Source organism: Sinomonas sp. T428B, from assembly GCF_056780155.1.
In genome coordinates this window covers 1,255,790-1,271,798 of record NZ_JBRAZR010000001.1, presented here as the reverse complement: position 1 = coordinate 1,271,798, position 16,009 = coordinate 1,255,790, and the positions used below count along the sequence as shown (strand labels likewise).

Genomic DNA, 16,009 nt, shown 5'->3' with positions numbered 1-16,009 from the left:
CGTACCCGGCGTCGCCGCACGGGCCGGGCGGACGGCTGCCCCCCGGAGTCAGGGGGTGAAGACCGCGTCCAGGACCTGGCCCGCCCAGGCGAGGATCTCGCCGTCGACGAGGTCGCGGCCTCCGATCGGCGCGGACTTGGGCTTCGGGATGAGCACAGCATTGAGCGCGGGCTTGAACTGCGCCCCCTTGTACATCCGGGTCAGCCGCATGACCTTCGACTCGGGCAGGTCCGCGGGCGCGAACTTCACCATGTTCCCCTGGAGGGCGACGTCGGTCAGGCCCGCCGCACGGGCCCGGACCCGGAAGCGCGCGACAGCCGCGAGATGCTGCACGGGCGCGGGCGGGGCGCCATAGCGGTCCTCGAGCTCCTCCATGACCTCGTCGATAGCAGCGTCGTCCGTGGCGGCGGCGAGTTTGCGGTAGGCCTCGAGCCGGAGCCGCTCCCCCGGCACGTAGTCGTGCGGGAGGTGGGCGTTGACCGGCAGCTCGATCTTCATCTCGGCCGCCTTCTCCTCCCCCTCGCCGCGGAAGTCCGCGACGGCCTCGCCGACGAGCCGGATGTAGAGGTCGAACCCGACGCCCGCGATGTGGCCGGACTGCTCGCCGCCGAGCAGGTTGCCGGCGCCGCGGATCTCGAGGTCCTTCATCGCGAGCTGCATGCCGGCGCCGAGCTCGTTGTGGGCCGCGACGGCCTTGAGCCGCTCGAGCGCGACCTCGCCGAGCGGCTTCTCCGCCGCGTAGAGGAAGTACGCGTACGCGCGCTCGCGCCCGCGCCCCACGCGCCCGCGCAGCTGGTGCAGCTGGGAGAGCCCGTACTTGTCCGCGCCGTCGACGATCAGCGTGTTGGCGTTCGAGATGTCCAGGCCCGTCTCGATGATGGTCGTGCACACGAGGACGTCGAAGCGCTTCTCCCAGAAGTCCACGATGATCTGCTCGAGCCGGCTCTCCGACATCTGCCCGTGCGCAACCTCGACGCGCGCCTCGGGCACGAGCTCGCGGATCTGCGCCGCGATCTTCTCGATCGACGAGACCCGGTTGTGCACGAAGAACACCTGGCCCTCGCGCATGAGCTCGCGCCGGATCGCCGCCGAGACCTGCTTGTTCGTGTACGGGCCCACGTAGGTCAGGACGGGGTGCCGCTCCTCGGGCGGGGTCGCGAGCGTGGACGTCTCGCGGATGCCGGTCAGGGACATCTCGAGCGTGCGCGGGATCGGCGTCGCGGACATCGCGAGGACGTCCACGTTGGTGCGCATCTTCTTGAGCGCCTCCTTGTGCTCGACGCCGAAGCGCTGCTCCTCGTCGATGATCACGAGCCCGAGGTCCTTGAACTCGACCTCCTTGGACAGGATCCGGTGCGTGCCGATGACCACGTCGATGGAGCCGCTCTTCACGCCGTCGAGCGTGTCCTTGGCCTCCTTCGCGCTCTGGAAGCGCGAGAGGGCGCGCACGTGCAGGGGGAAGCCCGAGAAGCGCTCGGAGAAGGTCTCGTAGTGCTGTTGGGCGAGCAGGGTCGTGGGCACGAGGACGGCGACCTGCTTGCCGTCCTGGACGGCCTTGAAGGCAGCGCGGACGGCGATCTCGGTCTTGCCGTAGCCCACGTCGCCGGAGACGAGCCGGTCCATGGGCACCTCGCGCTCCATGTCCGCCTTGACCTCGTTGATCGTCGTGAGCTGGTCCGGCGTCTCGATGTAGGGGAACGCCTCCTCGAGCTCGCGCTGCCACGGCGTGTCCGGGCCGAAGGCGTGCCCCCGCGAGGCCATGCGCGCCGAGTACAGCCGGATGAGCTCGCCCGCGATCTCCTTGACCGCCTTCTTGGCCTTGGACTTCGTCGCGGCCCAGTCGGCGCCGCCCATCTTCGACAGGGCCGGGGTGTCGCCGCCGACGTACCGGGTCACCTGGTCGAGCTGGTCGGTGGGGACGAAGAGCCGGTCCCCCGGTGCGCCGCGCTTGCTGGGCGCGTACTCGAGCACGAGGTACTCGCGCGCGGCGCCGTCGCCGGAGCCGGCGATCTTCCGCTGCACGAGCTCCACGAACTTCCCGATCCCGTGCTGCTCGTGCACCACGAAGTCGCCCGCGTGCAGGGACAGAGGGTCGACGGCGTTGCGCCGCCGGGAGGGCATCTTCCGCATGTCGCGGGTCCCCGAGGCGCTCGCGCGCCCGAGCAGGTCGGCCTCCGTCAGGAGCCCGAGGCGCAGCCCGTCGAGCACGAAGCCCTTGCCCGCGGGCGCCGTCGTGATCTCGATGATCCCGGGTTCCGGCTCCCGCTCGAGGCTCTCCACGCGGCTGCACGGGATGCCCGCGTCGTGGAAGAGCTCGGCGAGGCGCTGCGCGGGGCCGGGGCCGTCGGTCGCGACGACGAGGCGCCACTCGTCCCGGACCCGGCCGCCGATGAACTGCATCATCTCGGCCACGTCGCCCTGGTACCCGCGGGGCTCCCGCGCGGCGATCGTGACGACGTCGACGTCGAGCACCGTCTCCTCGTCGACGCCGAGCGACGTCACCGACCACCACGAGATGCCGCGGCCCTGGGCCGCGGCACGGGTGTCGGCGAGGGTCGCGAAGCTCGCGTCCTCGAGCCGGCCGATGTGCTCCAGCTCATCCCCGCTCCCCCCACCCACGGCGAGGCTCACGTCGAGCGGCGCGGCGCCGCCGTCGGACGCCGTGGCCCACGCCGCGGCGAGGAACTCCTCGTTCGTCGCGGCGAGGTCGTGGGCACGGGTGCGGACCTTCTCGGGCTCCATGACGAGCACGAGCGAGCCCTCGGGCAGCTCGCCGATGAAGGGCACCATGCGGTCCACGAGCAGCGGCGCGAGGGACTCCATGCCCTCGACGGCGATCCCGCCGGCGATCTTCTCGAGCAGCTCGTCCGCCGCGGGCAGCCGCCCCCGGAGCTTGGCCGCTCGGCTCATGACGGCGGGCGTGATGAGCAGCTCGCGGCAGGGCGGGGCGTAGAGCGACGTGGGATGGTGCACGTTGGGGCCCGCGAGCGAGCGCTGGTCGGCCACGGCGAACCAGCGCATCTGCTCGACCTCGTCCCCGAAGAACTCGACGCGGACCGGGTGGTCCTCGGTGGGCGGGAAGACGTCGATGATCCCGCCGCGCACGGCGAACTCGCCGCGGCGGCTCACCATGTCCACGCGCGCGTAGGCGGCATCGGCGAGCGAGCGGACGACGTCGTCGAACGCCCGGTCCTGGCCGACCGCGAGCGAGACCGGCGCGAGGTCTCCGAGCCCCCCGACGAGCGGCTGCAGCACGGCGCGGATCGGGGCGACGACGACCCTGAGCGGTGCGGTGCCCGCACCCGATCCAGCGCCGTCGGCGCCCGGGTGCGCGAGGCGGCGCAGGACGGCGAGCCGGCGGCCCACCGTGTCCGAGCGCGGGGAGAGCCGCTCGTGCGGCAGCGTCTCCCAGCTCGGGAAGAGCGCGACGGAGCCCGGGTCGAGGTACGCGCCGAGGGCGGAGACCATGTCCTCCGCCTCGCGTCCGGTCGCGGTCACCGCGAGCACGACGGCGCCGGGCTCGGGGAGGCTCTCGAGCACATCCGCGAGGATCACCGGGCGCAGGCCCGCGGGCGCGGCGACCTGGAGGTCCTGGCTGCGGCGGCCGGCTGGCTTGGTGGCGTACTCGCGCAGCCGCGCGATGCTCTCGTCCTCGCCCACGGCGCGGCGCAGGCCCTCGAGGCTGGCGGGGCGAAGCACGTCGACGGTCACGGTGACTCCTCACGAACAGCACGAAAGCCCGGACTCTGGGACAGGGGCCGGGTGCTGTCCCAGCTTAGCCAACGCCCCGCGCGGGCGTCAGCCGACGCCGGCCCCGCGGGCGCCGGCCCCTAGCATGGAGGCGATGGACAGACCCTCCCCCTTCCGGCGCTCCGCCCTGTGGCCCGCCGCCCTCGTCTACCTCGCGGGGGTCGCCGCCGTCGTGCTCTGGCCGGACCCCGTGGACCGGCCCGCGTCCGGGGACCTGGCCGCCGCGATCGCGTGGCTGCACGCGCGGGGCCTGCCCGGCTGGATCGGGTACGTCCAGATCGAGTGGCTCGCCAACGTGGCCTTCTTCGTCCCGTTCGGGGCGTTCGCGGTGTTCCTGCGGTTCCCCGCGTGGGCCGGGGTCCTGGCCGGCGCGTGCTTCTCGGCGGCGGCCGAATCGGCCCAGCTCGTGTTCCTCCCCGAGCGCACCGCCTCGCTCTGGGACATCGCCGCCAACGCGCTCGGGACCGTGCTCGGCGCGGCGGCCGCGTCCGCCGTCGTGCGCCTGGCGCCCCGGCGTCACAGTGCGCCCAACCCGGCAGAGCGGACCGCAACGGACCCCTAGGATGGGTGACGGCGCGCGCCCCCTCAAGCGCTCCGCCGGTGCGGACATCCCGCCAAACCCCAGTCCTGACGGAAGGATCCCATGGCCCTCGAAGCCAGCACCACCCTCAACCACCCCGTCGACCGCGTCGCGGCAGTCTTCACGGACGAGGCGTTCCAGAAGCACGTGAGCGAGCTCGTCGGCGGCCGTCTCGAGTCGTTCTCGGTCGAGGGCGACGTGGCCGGCGCGTTCACCGCGACGGTCGTGCGCCAGGTGCCGACCCAGCGCCTCCCCGAGATCGCCCGCAAGGTCGTGGGCGAGTACCTCAACGTGACCCAGACCGAGAAGTGGAGCGCCCCCGAGGCGGACGGCTCGCGCCAGGCCGACATCACGGTCAAGATCGCCGGCGCCCCCGTGGACGTCGCCGCCGTCCAGCGCCTTGCGGCCGACGGCGCCTCGACCCGCGTCGAGCTCTCCGGCACCGTGACCTCCTCCGTGCCGCTGCTCGGCGGCAAGATCGCCTCCGCCGCAGAGCCGCTCGTGGGCAAGGCGCTCAACATCCAGGCCGCGCAGGCCGATGCGTGGCTCTCCGGGCAGATCGGCTGATGCAGCTCCCCGTCGCCCTGTCCTGGCTGCTCATCGTGGCCGGCGTGTGGAACCTCGTGGTCTGGCCCCAGTTCCTGCGCCGCGTCATGAAGGATCCGCGCGCCCGGGACGAGCAGGGCCGCGCGACGCGGTTCCTGACCGTGCACCTGTTCCTCGTCGCGATCTCGGTGACGCTCGGCGTCGCCGTCGCGATCGTCGGGATCCGGACGCTGGTCAGCTGAACCGACGGGGCTGGGCTCTGCGCCCGGCCCCGTCGGCTCGGCCCGCCGGCCGGACTGCTAGGCGAACCTGCGCCCCAGCCACCGCGCGATGCGGTGGCTGGGGCGTTCCACGATGCGGTGGAACGCCGTGGCCACGGCCAGCGACGCGGCGAGGCCGAGAGGCATCGAGACCCACAGCGCCGCGAGGCCGCCGCCCGCCGGCGGGCCCACGAAGTGGTATGCCGCGACGACGATCGGCTCGTGGGTCAGGTAGAGGCTGAACGAGACGGTGCCGAGCCACGACGCGGCCCTGCCCGAGAGGACGCGCACCGCCGGCCCCCAGTGGAGGGCGACGACGACGAGGGCCACCGCGGCGCCCGACCAGGCCCAGTGCGCCGCGGGCGTGCCCGTGCCGAGGGCCCATGGCAGCCACAGGCCGGTGAGGCCGACCGCCAGGAGGCCTGGCCAGATCCAGCGGGACCGCGTCTGGCCCCGGGCCCCGGCGCCGAGGCGGGCGGCCCAGGCAGCGAGCTGCTCGCGGTGGCCGGCCAGGAGCACGCCGAGCATGAACAGCGGCAGGTCGCGCAGCACGCCGTCGTTCGAGAAGCCGCCGCCGACGACGGTCGCGCCCATCGCCGCCCACACCGCCCAGCGCGGGGCATGCAGGCGGGCCGGCAGTGCGAGCCCGAGCACGAGGTAGAGCGGCAGGAGCAGGGAGAACCACATCTCCCAGCGCAGCGACCACAGCGGCGGGACGACGAGTCCGTCGGTGAAGAGCAGGGTCATGTCCCCCGCGATGCGCTCCCACGTCACGCGCGCGCCCATCGCGTCGACCCAGCCGCTGCCGGTCTTGGGGCGCGGCACGAGCGCCCAGACGGTGGCGGCGAGGGCGACGGCGCCCCACACCGGCAGGTAGAGCCGGGCGAGCCGCTTCGGGTAGTACGCGCGCCACAGGCGCGGATCGCGCCACGGCTGCGGGGCCCCGGCCGCCCCGCCGCGCGTGAACGCCGCGCCCTTCGTGAAGGGCAGCGCGAGCACGAAGCCCGAGAGCACGAAGAAGACGTAGACGGCGCCAGTGCCCTCCCAGAGGACATGCAGCGGCGTCTCGACGAGCCACCACTCCCACGTCCCCGGCATCGCCGTGCCCGAGTGGTACGCGAGCTCGCCGAGGCGCGGGACCGTCAGGAAGGTGTGGCACACCAGGACGGCCAGCGCCGCGAGGCCGCGGAGGCCGTCGAGGGATGCGAGCCTGGGGGCCGCTCCGGCCGCTTTCTCAGGGGCACGCGCGGGCGCCTGCTGGGCCGGCGCGGAGCGGGCGATCACGGCAGTCGCCGTGCCCCGGGCCGCGTCGTGTTCCTGGCGTGGGTCGAGTCCGAGATTCTGCATCGGGGACCAACTTTACCATTTCGTGACTTTCTGGTCCCAGGGCGGGGTGGACGACGGCGTGTCCCGGCCGGGCTTCCGGCCTCCGACCGCTGTTCGCGCCCCGGGCAGGTACAGTGGACCCTGGTGTGCCGGGAAGTCTGGTCGGCGAGTCCGAGCCGTCCCCTGCCCAGGAGCCCACGCCATGGCCACCCCGCAGTCTTCCCCCACTCCCCCACCCGGTTCCCCCAGCCCCAAGCGCGTCTTCGCCCGCGGGAGCTACCCCGAGTACCGCCGCATCGCCGAGATCCTGCGGCAGGAGACCGTGGGCGGCGCCCTCCTGCTCGTGGCCACCGTCGCGGCGCTCGTCTGGGCCAACTCCCCGCTGGGCGAGGGCTACTTCGCGCTGCGGGACACCAAGATCGGATACGAGCCCTGGCACCTCGAGTTCAGCGTCGGGACATGGGCAGCGGACGGGCTCCTCGCGCTCTTCTTCTTCGTCGCCGGGCTCGAGCTCAAGCGCGAATTCGTGGCCGGGGACCTGCGCCGGCCTGCGACGGCGCTCGTGCCGATCGTCGCCGCGTGCGGCGGGGTCGCCATGCCCGCGGTCCTCTACACCGCCGTCAACCTCGCCGCCGGCTCAGACGGGCTGCGCGGCTGGGCGATCCCCACGGCGACGGACATCGCGTTCGCCCTCGCGGTGCTCGCGGTCATCAGCACCCACCTGCCAGCGGCGCTGCGCACGTTCCTGCTCACGCTCGCCGTCGTGGACGACCTCATCGCGATCGGGATCATCGCCTTCTTCTACTCGTCGGGCCTCGAGCCGGGCTTCCTCGCCCTGGCCCTCGTCCCGCTCGGGCTCTTCGCGTTCCTCGTCCAGCGGCGGGTGCGCGCCTGGTACCTGCTCGTACCGCTCGCGGTGGCTACCTGGGCGCTCGTGCACGCCTCGGGCATCCACGCGACCGTCGCGGGCGTCCTGCTGGGCTTCACGGTCCCGGTCCTGCGGAGGCGGAAGGATGGCGGACCCGAGTCGGGCCCAGGGCTCGCCGAGGCCTTCGAGCACGCGCTCCGCCCGCTCTCGGCCGGCGTCGCCGTGCCGGTGTTCGCCTTCTTCTCCGCCGGCGTCGCGCTCGGCGGCCTCGAGGGCATCGCGTCGGCCTTCACGGATCCGGTAGCGGTTGGCATCGCGGTGGCCCTCGTCGTCGGCAAGATGATCGGCGTCTTCGGCTCGACGTTGCTCGTGACCAAGACCCGGCACGCGGACCTGGACCCGGACCTCACGTGGATCGACGTGTTCGGCCTCTCGCTCCTGGCCGGCGTCGGGTTCACGGTCTCCCTGCTCATCGCCGAGCTGAGCTTCGGTGCAGGAAGCGTCCACGACGAGCACGCCAAGGTCGCCATCCTCGGCGGCTCGCTGGCCGCGGCGCTGCTCGCGACCCTCGTGCTCCGGGCCCGCAACCGGCACTACCGGCGCGTCGAGGTTGCCGAGCAGGTCGACGCCGACGGCGACGGGGTGCCCGACGTGTTCCAGCGCTCGCAGGACTAGGTACTGCCCTCCTTGAGCGGGCCGGCGGGGACGCCGACCCACGTCTCGTGTGTGGGCACGTCCGTCAGGACCACCGCTCCCATCCCGATGACGGAATATGCCCCGACGAGGCTCCGATCACGCACGCTCGCGTTCATGCCGATGAACGCCCCACGGCCCACCCGCACCGACCCGCCGAGGCACACGCCCGGGGCGAGGGTCACGAAGTCCTCGATGACGTCGTCGTGCGTCAGGACGACGCCGGGCTTCGCCACGACGTGCTCGCCCAGGAAGACATCGGCGGTCAGCACGACGTTGGCGAGCAGGATGCTCCCGCGCCCGACGATGCAGCCCTCGGGGATGGAGATGCTCGGATGGACGAGCGTCGCGTAGCGGCCCGCGTCGAAGCCGAGCCCCGCGAGCCGGCCCACGGCCCGCTCCCGCGCCGGCCCCGAGCTGATGCACAGGGCGACTTGCGCGTGCCGGTAGGCCTGGACGAGCTCGAACGGGCCCAGGACGTGGGCGCCGTCGATGTCAGTGGTCCTGAGGGAGTCGTCGTCGTCGAGGATCCCGACGACGTCGTACTCGTCGCCCTCGCGGACCATCGCCATCGCCTCGCGCGCTAGCCCGCTCGCGGCCAGGAGCAGGAGCTCGCTCATCCGTGCCTGCCAGTGGCAAGGACGGTACCGGCGACGTGGTCGACGTCGTCCTCCGTCATCTCATGGCAGAGCGGGATGAGGCTCATGAGAGGCCCGGATTCGTCCGCATGGAGTTGCTCGCATGTCCGCGGTGGGCCGCCGAGAGCAGATGAACGGGCATCGGACTGTGCTCCTTTGCTTCAGGTGCGCGACGAAAGTGTGCGGGCGCGTAGGGGAGGGTGACCTGGTGTGGGCGGGTAGGTGGGGGGCGGGTAGGTAAGGGCGGCTGGGTGGTACGGCAAGATCAGGAGGCTCCGGCATGGCTGACGATGGTTCTGACGGTGCGCCAGAGGATCCTGAGGTCTCCGGTCAGGGACCAGTCCTCGATGTAGTACAGGTCGAGGCGGGCGGCGTCGTCCCACGAGAGCCCGGAGCGGCCGTCGATCTGCCACAGACCGGTGATCCCGGGCTTGATGAGCATCCGAGGGTGGGCGGAGCCCTCGTAGTCGGCCACTTCGCGGGGCAGCGGGGGCCGCGGCCCGACGAGGCTCATCGTCCCCTCGAGGACGTTGAGCAGCTGCGGGAGCTCGTCGAGCCCGAAGCGGCGCATCCAGCTTCCGCAGCGCGTGATCCGTCGGCTGTCGGGGACCATGGTGCGGAAGGTGAGCATCCGGAACGGCGCCCCACCGCGGCCGATGCGCTCCTGGCGGAGGAGGATGGGCCCCTCCGAATCCAGCCAGACGATGAGGGCGAGGGCCAGGAAGAGGGGCGAGAGCGCGAGGAGGGCCCCCGCGGCGAGCACGACGTCGAGCCCGCGCTTGGCCCAGTGCTTCGCACCTGAATAGTGCGGCAGTTCGACCTCCATGAGGGGAAGCCCCTCGACAGGCCTGACGTGGATCATCGGCCCCGCGACGTTCGTGAGCCCGGCCGAGAGCACGAGCTCGACCCGGTGCTCCTCGAGCCGCCAGCCGAGCTCGCGGATGTACTGCAGGCCGCCGGGGACCTGCCCGGCGACAATGACGGCGGCGGCGTGCTTGAGCGCGACCGTCCGCACGACGTCGTCCGTCGAGCACAGCACGGGCAGCCGCTCGGCCTCGACGATGAGGCTCTGGCCGCGCCGGCCGCCCGGCAGGGCAACGCCGAGCACGTTGTACGCTGCCTCCGGGTTCTCCGCGATGCGCCGGACCACGCCGCGGACGTCCTCCGGCTCGCCGACGACGACGGCAGGCGTGAGGAACAGCCCGCTTCGGCGCTGGCGGTTGAGCCACGTGCGGCTGAGCCAGCGAGCGGTGAGGAGCCCGAGGAGCCCGGCCGGGAGCACGACGCCGAACAGCGCCCCCGGGAACTCGACCTGGAGGACGAGCAGGACCAGCGCGGCGCCGCCGAAGACGTGCATCGTTGCCGTCACGACCCGCCTGTACTCCTCGGAACCGACGCCGAATACCGAGGTCCTGCGGCTCCCGTAGCCCCCGAGAGCCGCGATCCACGCGAGCCCGAGAACAGCGAGGACGCTGAGGATGGGCACGGCGCCGGAGCCGGAGCCGGTGAGCCACGAGGGGGCGACGGCGTAGATGCCCAGGAGGCAGGAAAGGACGACGCCGGCATCGGCCGCCAGCAGGAAGCGCGCGTAGCGCCGCGGCCAGGCCTCGGCGGCCGCCGACCGGGCGATGCGGGGCCGCGGGGGCGGGAGGAGCCCGGTCACCCGTCCGGGCGGCCAGGCCGTGTGCGTCTGCACCGGGCCGAGGCCGCCCGTGGCAGCCTGGCGCCATTGCTCGGTTTGCTGTGCCGCCATGGTGGGCCTCCGAGGGAACGATGGGAGTCGCCTGTCTCCCCTCTCCAGTACACCGAGGTGCGCCCTCGAAGCGCACGAGTACCGCGTACGCGTTCTGCGACGGGCTGGGAGGCCGCCGCCACTCGGGCGGTACTCAATGGCATGCGGCCGCCGGGGGTGGACTACTCGGATGGACCCGCTGGGCCGGCTGGGAGACGCCTCAGTCGAGCACGGCGTCGGGAAGCTCGTCCCGGCCCTTCACCCCGAGCTTGGCGTAGCTGCGGTGGAGGTGCCCCTCGGCAGTGCGGACCGAGATGGAGAGCCGCTCGGCGATGTCCCGGTCGGCAAGCCCCTCGAGGGCGAGGAGGACGATGCTGTGCTCGCGGGGCGTGAGCTGCTGGGCGGCGAGGAACTGCTCCTCGGGCGAGACGGGCAGCCCCTGGCAGTCTGCCGCGCACTGGCGCGCGAGGGCGCCCGCGCGCCGCGCGGCGGCCCTGTCTCCATCCCGGTCGAGGGCCTGGGCCGCCCGGGCGTAGGCCGAGCGGGCCTGGCGGGGAAGCCGGGGGCGCAGGGCGTGGCCCGCCTCGAGGTAGCTCTCGGCGCTCGCGTCGAGGAGGGCCCGCGCCCACGCGCCCCAGGCGTGCACCCACTCGCCCTCCGCGGCTCGGGCCAGCTCGGCCACACGCTGGGCCGGGGCTGTCTCCCCGAGCTCGAGCGCGAAGATCTCCGCGATCAGTTCGAGTCCGGGCAGGCCCGCGCGCCCCTCGCGGCGAGCGGCCGCGTGCAGGCCGCGAAGCGCGTGCTTCTCCCCGAGCCGATGGCGGGCGACGGCGCGGTGCAGCTCCGCGAGGACGCGCCGCACGTGGTTCCCCTGCTCGGCGGCGGACTCGGCCTCGGCGAGGCAGGTCAGCGCGCGCTCCTCGTCCCCCGAGGCAGCCGCGGTGACCGCGGCAAGGGCAGCCGCGAGCCCGAAGAGCTGGTGCGGGTCGTGGGCGCGCAGGCTCGCCACGGCCTCGGGCAGGATCGCCGCTGCGTCGCCGAAGCGGCCCATGCGCACAAGACCGTAGGCCTGGCCGCACAGGAGGGCCGGGCCGCGCCCGATCGCGCTGCGGGATCTGGCCTCGAGAGCGTGCCCGAGGCCCTCGTCGGCGAGGTCCCAGCGCCCGCACTGCAGCCCCGCGAGGAGGTGGAGCGCGAAGGCGCCCTCGGCAATGGGCAGAAACTCGCCGTCGGCGTCCGCGGCCCCCTGCAGTGCCGACGAGGACTCCGCGGCCGCCGCGAAGTGGCCCGCGGCGAAGCGGCTCTCGGCCTCGAGGAGGCTCCGCAGGAGCTGGCCTGTCGGGCTCTGGCCGGGACGCAGCCCGGGTCCCTCGGCGGGTGCGCCGGCGGTGAGAGCGCCATAGTCGCCCCTGTAGGCGGCGCGCATGGCGTCGACGAGGGCGCAGCGCTCGTCGACCGCATCCAGCAGGGCTGGATCCACCGGGCCGCGAGCAGCGAGGAGCGCCACGCGGGCACGGAGCCGGCCGAGGTCCCCGGCGATCAAGCCGTCCTGGCGCAGGGCCAGCCGGAGGTGGGCGAGCAGGAGGCTGCCGCCCAGGAGCGAGCCCGGGGACGCCCCGCTGTCCGGCGTCTGCTCGAGGACGTCGATCGCATCGCTCGTGTCGCCGAGGTCGTGCAGGGCTCGCGCGATGCCCGCGCGCAGGCGAAAGCGCTCCGCGGGGGACCTCAGGGAGCGGCCGAACGTGAGGGCGAGGCCTGGGCGGCCGCCCGCGAGCGCCTGGGAGAGCCCCCGGGCGATCACGTCGTCAGGGACCTGGACGCCGCAGTCGAGGTCGAGTTCGAGCCGGCGCAGCCAGTGGAGCCCCCCGGCGACGGGGTGCTGCGAGAGCCGCTCGCGCATCTGGAGTTTGCGCGACGCCGTTGTCACGCGGCGGATGGCATCGGCGCGCATCGGCTGGGCCAGATGGAGCCCGTCCGGCGTCGGCGTCAGCCAGCCGCCCTCGACGAGCCGCGCCACGACGTCGCCGTCGAGCAGGCCGCCCTGCGCGAGTGGCTCGGCGAGCGCGACGAGGACCACGGCCTCCCGTTCGCCGGGCGCGAGGGCCTCGAGCTCTCCCCCAATGGTCTCGGCCAGTGCCCCGCCCCAGCTCTCGAAGGAGGGCCTGAGCGCCCAGACGCCGTCCTCCCCCACGATCGAACCGTTGGCACGTGCCTCGTGAACGAGCCGCGACAGCAGGTGGGGGTTGCCGCCGCTGATCCGCGTCAGGACCCCGGCGGCAAGCCTGCTGAGCCGACCCCCGAGCAGCTGCTCTGCCGCCTCTGCCGTCTCCGCCGCGGAGAACGGCTCGAGCTCGTGGTGCTCGGCCATGCCGTCGTTCCACAGCTTGAGCAGCGCGTGGGGCAGGCCAGGATGCGTCTGCGCCGCGGCGAGGAGGCGCACCTGCGACGAGGCGGCGATCTCCGCGAGGATCCCGGCGCTCTCGTCGTCGAGGTCGTGGGCGTCGTCCACCACGACGACGACGCCGCGCCCCTCGGCGCTGTGGGAACCGAGATCGCTCCAGACGGCACGCAGCACGCTCACTGGGTCGAGCGCCGCCGCGGGCTTCATGGTCAACAGGTGCGGCGCGAGGGCCCCGTAGGGAACGGAACGGAGGGCGTGGGCCGCGGTCACCCGCCGGACGGCCTCGCGGGACGAGAGCCGGCCGATGATGCGATTCAGGAGCGTGCTCTTCCCGGCCCCGGCCTCCCCCGTGATGAGGAGGCTCACCGGATGGCTGCCGGCGAGGGACTCCCCCAGGGCAGCGCTGAGATCATGCCACTGCTGGCCCGGGCCTCGTGCCCCGCTGCGCTCTCCCCCATCCATGGCCTGTCGTCCTCGCGCTAGATGAGCCCGGCCAGTCCGGCGCGGGACGAGATCCCGAGCTTCGTGAAGATCTGGTAGAGGTGGCCCTCGACCGTCCTGACCGAGACTCCGATGGAGTCAGCGATCTCCCTGTTGCTCGCCCCTCGTGCCGCGAGCGCCGCAACCTCCCGTTCGCGGGCCGTGAGCGAGAGGGCCGGCGTGCGTGGCACGAGCGGCAGCGAGGGCAGCCGCTCGGCGAGTGCGTCGAGGCGGGACTGGGCCAGGGCGGCAGCCCCTGAGCGCCCGAGGTCGCGCGCGATGTCGACGGCGAGCGCCGTCGCATGGGCCTCGATCCCGTCGAGCCGGAGCGCGGCCGCGTCCTCCGCGGCGCCGAGGAGCGTGTCCGGGTCGTTCAGGCGCAGGCCGCGGGCCACGGCCCCCAAGAGCCGCGTGAAGCGCGAGGCGGTCTGCTCGGCCAGGGCCTCGACGTGACCACGGCCGTCGTCGTCGCCGTCGTCCCGGACCACGGCCTCGAAGAGCGTCAGGCACGCCGTCGTGTACCTGCCCGCGGCCTCCTCCTCCGCAGCGAGGGCACGGAGCAGGCCGGACGCTTCGGCGTCCCCGAGCCACCGCTTGGCCATGGCGGCGCAGAAGTCCGCGGCCCACGCGACCCGCCAGGACGGGGAGCGCTGCGCCGCCGCTGCCTGGTCGAGGTAGCCGCGCGCCTCGGCCTCGTCCCCAAGCTGGGCGAACGCGAAGGCTGTCGCCGCGTAGGCGAGGCTCAGCCGCCCCTCGAGGCCGGTGTCCTCAAGGTGGACCGTCCCGGCCAGGAGTGCCCCGAGGGCCCTCTCCCCATGACCCGCCAGGAGGTGGGCCAGGCCCTGCCCGATCTCGACGTCGCCCCCGTGGAGCCGCAGCTGGGAGGACCCCCGCCCGGCGTACAGTCCCGCGAGATCGTGGCAGCGCCACCACTGTCCCGCGAGGAGGCACGACTCGAGCAGGGCGGCGTAGCCGGACTCGGACGCGTCGACCATCCCCCGGGAGCCGCTCTGCACGAGGGAGTCCGCGAGGGCCACGGCATCGTCTGCACGGCCCGTAGCAGACCACACATCGGCGAGGAGGAGTCCGCACGCCCGGCGGTAGGCGGCGCTCCCGCCGTGGCCCTGCCAGCGCGAGCGCAGCCTCTCGGCGAGCCCCTGGTAGCTGCCGGTGAAGCAGCGCTGCTCGAATTCTGCCCGCTCGAGCAGCTCGAAGGCCTCGACCGCTTCGGGCGCCTGCCCGCCGGACGCCGCGATCTCTGTCCGCAGGGCCGCGATGACGTCGAGCGGGTCCTCGCGTCCCGGGAGCCAGCGCAGGATCCGGCATCGCAGGAGGACGCGCCTCGCCGCGTCCATGGGTCCGCCGCCGTCGCCGGGGACGGCAACCTGGGCGCCCAGCGCGTCGAGCGCGGCGAGTGCCTCCTCCCAGTAGCCGAGCTGGGCGAGCGCCTCGGCGCGGTGCAGCCGCGCCTCGGCGGCCGCGTCGTCGTCGTCCGGGACGAGCGCGGCGAACCTCAGGGCGCGCTCGGGGTCTGCGAGCGAGATGGCCGCGCCCGAGGCGGAGGCCAGGAGGGCCCCGCCGATGCCGGCCCCCGAGTCGAGGGACCAGTCCGCATAGGCGACGAGGTCCCCGGGGGTCCCTCCGGGCTCGGGGGCCGCGTCGCGGTCGAGCATCTCCCGGAGGCGACGCCGCCGTTCCTGGGTGAGCCGCTCGCGCACGATGTCTGCCATGCGCGGTTCGGCGAGGGCAACCCCGCGCTGGGCCGTCGCGTCCACGCGCACGAGCCCGGAATCCTCCATGTGCACGATGACGTCGACGCCGAAGATGGCAGCGAGCGTGGCGAGCGGCACGCGGCGCGCGACGGCGAGCAGCTCGATGACCTCGCGCACGTCGTGGGGCTCCTTCGCCCAGCGGGCCCGGAGGAGCTCGTCCATGCCCGAGCTCGTGGGGGCCTCGATGGGTCGGCGCAGCGTCCACACGCCGCGGCGGGAGACGAGGTTGCCGTTCTCGATCTGGCGGCGGACGATGCTCGGGAGCGCGAGGATGTGCCCCGCGCACGCCTCGTACAGCGACGACACCGCCGAAAGCGAGACGATGCCGCCCAGGAGGGTGAACAGGAGCTCGCGCGTGAGCAGCGGCGTGAGCGTGCCGAGCTCGACCGTGCGGAGCCTGCCCCTCCGGACGAGCCGGGCGAGGTCGAGGGGGAGGTCTGCGGACCGCGGGGCGACCCCGACGAGCTTGGCCGCGCCGTGATGGAGCAGGTGGGCGATGACCCCGGTGCTCTCCTCGTCGAGGGGCGCCGAGGTGTCCACGAGCAGCACGGTCTGCCGTCCCGCCGCATCCCGCTCGAGGAGCTCCTGGACGCCCATGAGGATGCCGAGCGGCGAGTCGAGGTACTCGGGGGCGACCCGCGCGAGCAGGAAGCCCAGGGCCGAGTAGGCGCCCGCCGACGGCGTGGTCGAGGCGTGGATGTGCTGGACGTGGACGTCCCCGTCGAGGGCGGCGACGATGCCGGAGGCGAGGAAGGACTTGCCCACCCCTGGAGGCCCCGTGACGACGACGCCGAGCACGCCTGGGCGCCGGAGTTCATCGAGTGCCATCTCGAGTTCGCGCCGGCGGGCGTGGGCCGCCCAGCGCATCCGCTCGGACTGCCGGTCCGCACCCGAGACGAGCCATGGGCCCTCCGCGGGGGGCCTGGTCACGGGGACAACATCCAGGCTCGCGGTGCTGGGCCC

General features: G+C 73.6%; 10 protein-coding genes. 4 read left to right on the top strand and 6 right to left on the bottom strand.

Annotated features, from left to right (window positions below):
• Positions 1–48: 48 nt before the first annotated feature.
• Entirely contained in the window at positions 49–3,711 is a 3,663-nt protein-coding gene (gene mfd, locus ACUYMY_RS05915) for a transcription-repair coupling factor (RefSeq protein ID WP_481702688.1), read from the bottom strand.
• A gap of 133 nt (positions 3,712–3,844) precedes the next feature.
• On the opposite strand from mfd, the gene ACUYMY_RS05910 reads away from it, so the two are divergent.
• From ACUYMY_RS05910 to ACUYMY_RS05900, 3 genes are all read left to right on the top strand, one after another.
• Entirely contained in the window at positions 3,845–4,312 is a 468-nt protein-coding gene (locus ACUYMY_RS05910; RefSeq protein WP_481702687.1) for a VanZ family protein, read from the top strand.
• A gap of 81 nt (positions 4,313–4,393) precedes the next feature.
• A complete protein-coding gene (locus ACUYMY_RS05905; protein ID WP_481702686.1) occupies positions 4,394–4,897 on the top strand; it encodes a DUF2505 domain-containing protein in 504 nt (167 codons plus the stop codon).
• Positions 4,897–5,118 (top strand): SCO4848 family membrane protein, encoded by a 222-nt coding sequence (locus ACUYMY_RS05900; RefSeq protein ID WP_481702685.1) that lies wholly within the window; start codon positions 4,897–4,899, stop codon positions 5,116–5,118. Before ACUYMY_RS05905 ends, ACUYMY_RS05900 begins: the two co-directional genes overlap by 1 nt.
• A gap of 57 nt (positions 5,119–5,175) precedes the next feature.
• Here ACUYMY_RS05900 and ACUYMY_RS05895 read toward each other — a convergent pair whose 3' ends face one another.
• Positions 5,176–6,483 carry an acyltransferase family protein gene (locus ACUYMY_RS05895; RefSeq protein WP_481702684.1) on the bottom strand — a complete coding sequence of 436 codons (1,308 nt, stop codon included), beginning with the start codon at positions 6,481–6,483 and terminating at the stop codon, positions 5,176–5,178.
• Between the two features lie 181 nt (positions 6,484–6,664).
• Between ACUYMY_RS05895 and nhaA the strand changes: the two genes are divergently transcribed.
• Positions 6,665–8,005 (top strand): Na+/H+ antiporter NhaA, encoded by a 1,341-nt coding sequence (gene nhaA / locus ACUYMY_RS05890; RefSeq protein ID WP_481702683.1) that lies wholly within the window; start codon positions 6,665–6,667, stop codon positions 8,003–8,005.
• On the opposite strand, the gene ACUYMY_RS05885 is transcribed toward nhaA, so the two are convergent.
• The 4 genes from ACUYMY_RS05885 to ACUYMY_RS05870 all read right to left on the bottom strand — a co-directional run bounded on the left by ACUYMY_RS05885 (position 8,002) and on the right by ACUYMY_RS05870 (position 15,976).
• Entirely contained in the window at positions 8,002–8,643 is a 642-nt protein-coding gene (locus ACUYMY_RS05885) for a NeuD/PglB/VioB family sugar acetyltransferase (RefSeq protein WP_481702682.1), read from the bottom strand. The two genes, nhaA and ACUYMY_RS05885, sit on opposite strands and share 4 nt — an antisense overlap.
• A 283-nt stretch (positions 8,644–8,926) precedes the next feature.
• Positions 8,927–10,414, bottom strand: a complete 1,488-nt coding sequence (locus tag ACUYMY_RS05880) for a sugar transferase (protein WP_481702681.1) — start codon at positions 10,412–10,414, stop codon at positions 8,927–8,929.
• Between the two features lie 199 nt (positions 10,415–10,613).
• Positions 10,614–13,256, bottom strand: coding sequence for an AAA family ATPase (locus ACUYMY_RS05875; protein ID WP_481702680.1), 2,643 nt, complete (start codon positions 13,254–13,256; stop codon positions 10,614–10,616).
• A 17-nt stretch (positions 13,257–13,273) separates the two neighbouring features.
• Complete coding sequence (locus ACUYMY_RS05870; protein ID WP_481702679.1) at positions 13,274–15,976, bottom strand: helix-turn-helix transcriptional regulator; 2,703 nt, start codon at positions 15,974–15,976, stop codon at positions 13,274–13,276.
• Positions 15,977–16,009 lie beyond the last annotated feature (33 nt).